The organism is Nocardia seriolae NBRC 15557, assembly GCF_007990715.1.
GTDB classification, from domain to species: domain Bacteria; phylum Actinomycetota; class Actinomycetes; order Mycobacteriales; family Mycobacteriaceae; genus Nocardia; species Nocardia seriolae.
Genome location: NZ_BJWY01000212.1, coordinates 1 through 6,236, shown reverse-complemented (window position 1 = coordinate 6,236; position 6,236 = coordinate 1). Strand labels below are relative to the sequence as shown.

The 6,236-nt window shown below is 67.5% G+C and carries 5 protein-coding genes and 1 pseudogene; 1 reads left to right on the top strand and 5 read right to left on the bottom strand.

The genetic code is table 11. The features are described from left to right. Positions 1–199 precede the first annotated feature (199 nt). A pseudogene (locus tag NS2_RS34800) lies at positions 200–1,907 on the top strand (sensor histidine kinase). 262 nt (positions 1,908–2,169) lie between these two features. Here the strand turns inward: NS2_RS34800 and NS2_RS38650 are convergent. The 5 genes from NS2_RS38650 to NS2_RS34775 all read right to left on the bottom strand — a co-directional run bounded on the left by NS2_RS38650 (position 2,170) and on the right by NS2_RS34775 (position 6,164). Continuing rightward, positions 2,170–2,730, bottom strand: a complete 561-nt coding sequence (locus NS2_RS38650) for a hypothetical protein (RefSeq protein WP_062614407.1) — start codon at positions 2,728–2,730, stop codon at positions 2,170–2,172. A gap of 73 nt (positions 2,731–2,803) precedes the next feature. Further along, the gene (locus NS2_RS34790; RefSeq protein ID WP_036552203.1) at positions 2,804–3,922 is read right to left on the bottom strand and encodes a PLP-dependent cysteine synthase family protein; all 1,119 of its coding nucleotides are present in this window, start codon (positions 3,920–3,922) and stop codon (positions 2,804–2,806) included. Positions 3,923–3,931: 9 nt separating this feature from the next. Further along, the gene (locus NS2_RS36555) at positions 3,932–4,270 is read right to left on the bottom strand and encodes an AzlD domain-containing protein (protein WP_033091597.1); all 339 of its coding nucleotides are present in this window, start codon (positions 4,268–4,270) and stop codon (positions 3,932–3,934) included. Beyond that, the gene (locus tag NS2_RS34780) at positions 4,267–5,040 is read right to left on the bottom strand and encodes an AzlC family ABC transporter permease (RefSeq protein WP_052087092.1); all 774 of its coding nucleotides are present in this window, start codon (positions 5,038–5,040) and stop codon (positions 4,267–4,269) included. The genes NS2_RS36555 and NS2_RS34780 overlap by 4 nt, the downstream gene beginning before the upstream one ends. A 164-nt stretch (positions 5,041–5,204) precedes the next feature. Further along, on the bottom strand, positions 5,205–6,164 hold the full coding sequence (locus tag NS2_RS34775) for a LysR family transcriptional regulator (protein ID WP_033091599.1): 960 nt from the start codon (positions 6,162–6,164) through the stop codon (positions 5,205–5,207). Positions 6,165–6,236 lie beyond the last annotated feature (72 nt).

The following is a 6,236-nucleotide window of genomic DNA, read 5'->3' as shown; positions in this document are numbered from 1 at the left end:
GTACTAACCCAGGTCGGAGCCTCACCACATGGTTGGGCCCCAGCAGTGGCCCTATCCCTCATCCAGGCATCCTTGATCTTTGTCTCCCTCTTCCTTTGTCTTTCTATCTTTCAGACCATTTCGGGACCTTCTTCCCGAACCACTCGGAATGATTTGCCTTCAATCGCCCCCGATTCCAAGCGGTGGAAAGATCCCCCACATGTCGGACGGTCCACCACCCCGTTCCGGCGACAGAACCCCGATGGAGGAGGCCCTGTCGCACTGGCGCCTGCGCGAACTACTCGCCGAAGTCCAGGACCGAATCGCCCAGGTCGTAGACGTACACGACCGAATGGACCGCCTCATCGACGCCATGCTCGTAATCACCTCGGGCCTGGACCTCGACGAGACCCTCCGCACGATCGTCCACACCGCAATCGAGCTCGTAGATGCCCGCTACGGCGCGCTGGGCGTCCGTGAAACCCGCCGCAGCGGCGACAACCTCTCGGAGTTCGTCTACGAAGGCATCGACGACCGCACCCGAGTTCTCATCGGCGACCTGCCGCACGGCTGCGGCGTACTGGGCCTGCTCATCGAGAAGCCGGAACCCCTACGGCTGAAGGATCTTTCGAATCACCCGGCCTCCATCGGCTTCCCCGAGCACCACCCGCCCATGCACAGCTTCCTGGGTGTCCCGGTCAAGGTCCGCGACGAAGTCTTCGGCAGCCTGTACCTCACCGAGAAGATCAACGGCCAGGAATTCACCGAGGACGACGAGGTGGTGGTGCGCGCGCTGGCCGCCGCGGCCGGTAGCGCGGTGGCGAATTCGCGGCTCTACGCCCAGTCGCAACTACGGCAGCTGTGGCTGGAGTCGATTCGCGATGTGGCGACCGAACTATTGGGCGGCGGCGACCCGGCCGAGGTGATCGAGTTGATCGCCGATCGTGCTCTCACACTGACGGATTCGGTGTGCACGTTCGTGGCGCTGCCGGAGGATCTGGAGCTCGCCGATGACGCGGTCACCGAGCTGATCGTCTCGGCGGGCGCGGGGGTTCCGGCGTCGACGCTGCTGTCACGCCGCATCCCGATCGAGGGTTCGCACACCGGCACCGTGTTCCGCACCGCCGAATGCCTGACCACGGAGGGCTTGGCGCTCAATCCGTTCCCGGAGTTGCGGGCGGAGTTCGGCCCGGTGCTGCTGCTGCCGTTGCGGGCGCGCCGCTCGATGCTGGGAGTGCTGGCGGTGCTGCGCGCCCCGGGCGAACCGGATTTCGACGCGTCCGCGATCGCCATGATGACGGTCTTCGCGGGTCAGGCGGCGCTGGCATTGCGGTTGGCCGACAACCAGTTCCGCATGCGCGAACTGGACGTCCTGTCCGAACGGGACCGTATCGCCCGCAACCTGCACGACCGGGTGATCCAGCGCCTGTTCGCGACCGGGCTGGCCGTCCAGGGCACCGCGCAGCGGGTACGCTCGCAGGAGATCCGGGATCGGCTCCACCACAGCCTCGACGATCTGCAATCGATCGTGCAGGACATCCGCCAGTCCATCTTCGACCTGCACGGCCCCGGGATCGGCCAGGTCCCATTGCACCAGGGTCTGCACGATCTGGTGGCCGAGATGACCGCGGAAACCAAGTTGCGCACCACCGTTCACGTCTCCGGCCCCCTCTCGGTGCTCCCCCTCTCGCTCGCCGACGATGTCGAGGCGGTGCTGCGCGAGGCGCTCAGCAATGTCGTCCGTCATGCGGGCGCGGACACCATCACCATCGGCCTGAGCGTCGCCGACGACGTCACCGTCGAGGTCATCGACAACGGCGCGGGTCTGGATCAGGGCGCCACCCGCCGCAGCGGTCTCGCCAACCTCAAGGTCCGCGCCCGGCGACTCCGGCGGCACCTGTGTCCGCTGGACGGTCCCACTCCCCTGACCCGAATTCCCCCACCCGTTTTCCCCGACCGGGCGGGCACGATGGTGCCCCCGCTGAACCGGCGATGGTTCGCCTCGGGGGTGCGTCAGCAGGGGCAAAGGTCACCGCTCTGTCGGGTCCGCTCGATCAACCACCTCCTCCGCCACGGATCCATCCGGCTGCGCCGATCGGCATTCCCAAGAGCATGCACCGATGCACGATCGATCATCACGGCCGAAGGTCCCCGCGGCTCGGCCCATAGCCACTACTTCGCCCATAGCCACTACTTCGCCCGAAGTGGACAATCCGCCTGCGCGTCGGCCAGGACCAGCGCGTGTTCGCGTCCCGGGCAGCCGTGGCGGCCCGCGCCGAAAGGGTGCTCGGCGAGATCGATCTCGATGATCTCGCCCGAGGGCGCGACGCGCCGGGTGATGGGGACGGGTGGGTTGCGGCCTTCGATCAGGGCGGCGGTCGCGTCGCAAGCCTGGACGAGAATGCCGATGCGGTTGGCGGTGAGTTCGTCGGGGGTGCCCCCGCAGGCCGCGATCAGACGGTCGACCGCGGCATCGGCGGCCGGGGTCACCGGGACGTGCGGCTGATAGCAGGCGGCGACGGTTCCGACATCGGCGACCGACACCGTCAGACCCATTGCGGCGGCCAGTTTCTCGACATGGTGGCCGCTGCCGTGACGCAGCGTGGCGGGGTCGATGGCGGCCAGTTCGCGTTCGACGATCGCACGTCTGCGCGTGTGGGTTTCGCCTTCGCTGAAGCGGACGACGTGGGCGCGCAGCCAAGCCACGCCCTGGTCGGCGTCGGGAACAGATGGGACGGGGAGATCCAGCATGCCCACCACCGTATGCGTCGAATCCGACACTCACCGCAGACGTTTCGGCGGCGAGTGTCGGATTCCCGGTGACTCAGGCCGACAGGTCGCCGGTCAGCAGGAAGTGCTCGAGACGGCGCGTGTACGGGGCGGGATCGATCCCCTGCTCGGCGAGCCACGCGTCCGAGTCGTACTTGTCGAGGTAGCGCTCGCCCGGATCGCACAGCAGCGTGACGACGCTGCCCTTTTCGCCGCGGGCGAGCATGTCCGAGATGACCTGGCAGGCGGCCCACACGCCGGTGCCGGTGGAGCCGCCGCAGCGGCGGCCGAGGATGCGCTCGAGCAGGTGGACGGTGGCGACGCTGGCGGCGTCGGGGACGCGCATCATGCGGTCGATGGCGTGCGGCATGAAGCTGGGTTCGACGCGCTGGCGGCCGATGCCCTCGATGCGGGAACCCTTGTCGGAGGTGACGTTCCGGTCCAGGGTGCGCCAGCCGTCGAGGAAGGTGGAGTTCTCCGGGTCGGCGACGCAGATACCGGTGTCGCGCTGGGTGTAGTGGACGTAGCGGGCCAGGGTGGCCGAGGTGCCGCCGGTGCCCGCGGTGGCGACGATCCAGCTGGGCTCGGGGTAACGCTCCTGCTCGAGCTGGCGGAAGATCGATTCGGCGATATTGTTGTTGCCCCGCCAGTCGGTGGCGCGTTCGGCGTAGGTGAACTGGTCCATGTAGTGCCCGCCGGTTTCTGCGGCGAGCCGGGCCGCGACCTCGTACACCTCGCCCGGGTTGTCGACCAGATGGCAGGTGCCGCCCTGGAATTCGATGAGGTCGATCTTGGCCCGCACGGTGGAGCGCGCCATCACCGCGATGAACGGGACGCCGATCAGCTTGGCGAAGTACGCCTCCGATACCGCGGTCGAACCGCTGGACGCCTCGATGACCGGGCGGTCGGGCCGCAGCCAGCCGTTGCACAGCGCGTACAGGAACAGCGAGCGGGCCAGCCGGTGCTTGAGACTGCCGGTGGGATGGGTGGATTCGTCCTTGAGGTAGAGATCGATGCCCCATTCGGCCGGCAGCGGGATGGTGAGCAGGTGGGTGTCGGCGGAGCGATTGCCGTCGGCCTGAACCTTGCGCACGGCCTCCCGCAACCAGGCCCGGTATTCGGGGTCGTACCGGTTGATGTCGGTCTCTTCGACGAGCGAGGTGAAGGTGGTCATCACGTTTCCTTAGTTGAGTCCGGCGAGGCGGAGCAGGGCGAGGACGACGACACCGGTGCCGACGGTGGCGTACATGTTCTTGGTGCGCCACGCGACCAGCAGCGTCGGCAGGGCGGTGAGGAGCAGGGGGTTGGCCCAATCCAGGTTCAGCGCATGGGTTTCGGAGTCCGGGACGAACACCGACGGCGCGATCAGGGCGGCCAGCACGGCGGGCGGGATGTAGGCCATCCAGTGCAGCACCGACTCGGAGATGGTGAAGCGATCGGCGAGAAGCAGTGGCAGCGAACGGATTCCGTAGGTCACGGCGGTCATGCCGACCAGGACCACGATCAGGGTGGTGGTGCTCATGACAGGCTCTCTTCCGGGGTGCCCGGCGTGGCGTGGCTCGCGGCCCGGCGCTCGAACATCAGCCCGACGGTGGCCCCGATGACGGTCGGCACCAGCACGGCCCACAGCGGCAGTCCGACGGCGGTCAGCGCGACGGCGAGCAGGCCCGCCAGCACGGCGACCATGAGTTCCCGGCTGCCCTTGACCATCATGGCCAGCAGCGCCAGGAACATCGCGGTCTGCGCGAAGTCCAGCCCCAGCGCCCGGCTGTCGGGAATGAGTTCGGCGGCCACGCAGCCCAGCGCGGTCGAGCCCGCCCACGCTGAGTGGATGAGGAAGTTGAAGATCCGGCATTCGACCGCGGACCGGTGCCGCTTGGCGAATTCGGTGGAATGCACCGCGAACGCCTCATCGGTGAGCTGCCAGGCGAATCCCATTTTGTCGTGCCGGGTCCATCCGGCGACATTCGGCGCCTCGGTGAGCGAATACAGTGCGTGCCGCAAATTCACCAGAAAAGTGGTGAAAACAATGGATACCGGCGAGATGCCCGCCTGTAGCGGGCCCAGCGCCGCGAATTGCGAGGACCCCGCGAACACGAGCGCCGACATGGCGATGGCGGCCCAGGCCGGGAGCTCGAAGGTGGGGGCGAGCACGCCGAAAGCGAAAGAGACAGGCAGGTATCCGAGCATGACCGGGCCCGCGGCGGAAGCGGCGGCTCGCCAACAACCGCCCGGCGGAGCATCGTCGGCGACGACCGCTTGCGTTGTTTTCGAATCGATTGCCAGTGCCATGGCTCCAACCTCTTTGTCGGTTCCTGTTTGCGTCTACAACGCTAGCCGAGCAAATCGATTCTGGGCACTGACCTGGGCGAATAATTCCCAACCATTACTAATAGGGGGTGAAAGTACCGATAATGGCCGGGCTCGAAATCGGGTGTCGCGGACGACACCCGGAGTCACGCTGTGACGGCCGTCTCCACGAACGCGACCGTCGCCTGCAATTCGTCGATGACCGCGCGCACCGCGGGCACCTTCTCCAGTTTGGGCAGGGTGACCGCGAGGATGCGGCGCTCCATGGTGGGCTCCACCGGCACCGACCGCACCGACCCGATGGCCGGGACCCCGGACAGCGCGAGCTCGGTGGCCAGCGCCACGCCCAGCCCCTCGGCCACCAATCCGACCACGGCGCCGAGGTTCTCGGTGGCGAAGACGATGTCGGGATGGAATCCGGCCTCGGCACAGACGTCGATCAGATGCCCGCGGCACTGCGGGCATCCCGCGATCCACTTCTCCTTCGACAGCTCCGACAGCTGTACCGGTGTCACCCGCCCGGCCCCCGCCAGCGGATGTCCCGGCGGCAGCAGCACCCGCAGCCGATCGGTGAACAGTGGTCGCACACCCAACTCGGAAAGGTCCGGACTGCCCGCGCCGCAAGCACTTTCACAGTCCGGCACCCGGCCTTCCGGGTAGTCGAAGATGAGCGCGATCTCACACTCCCCCGCCCGCAGCATGGCCACCGATTCCGGCGGCTCGGCCTCCACCAGAGCGATCTTCAGATTCGGTTCGTCGGCCTGGCTGCGGGCGATGGTCTTGGGCACCAGCAGCGAGCAGGCGCTCGGGAAGGCCGCCAATCGGACCTTGCCCGCCTTCAATTCGGTGAGCGCGCGGATCTCGGCTTCGGCGGCGTCGAGGCTGCCGAGCACGGTGGCGGCGTGGCGGCACAGCGCCTCACCGGCCTCGGTGAGCTGGAGTTGATGGCCCGAGCGCGTCACCAGCGCGGTGCCGAGCTGACGCTCCATGGCCTTGATCTGCTGACTGATCGCGGGTTGGGTGTAGCCGAGATGCCGGGCGGCGGCGGAGTACGACCCGGTCCGCGCGACCGCCCGGAAGATCTTCAGCTGTCTGACCTCCAGCATGTCGACCATCCTAAACACGCCAGGTCAGCACCCCGGGAAACAGCGTGGGCCAACTCGCCGGGTTAGTACTGC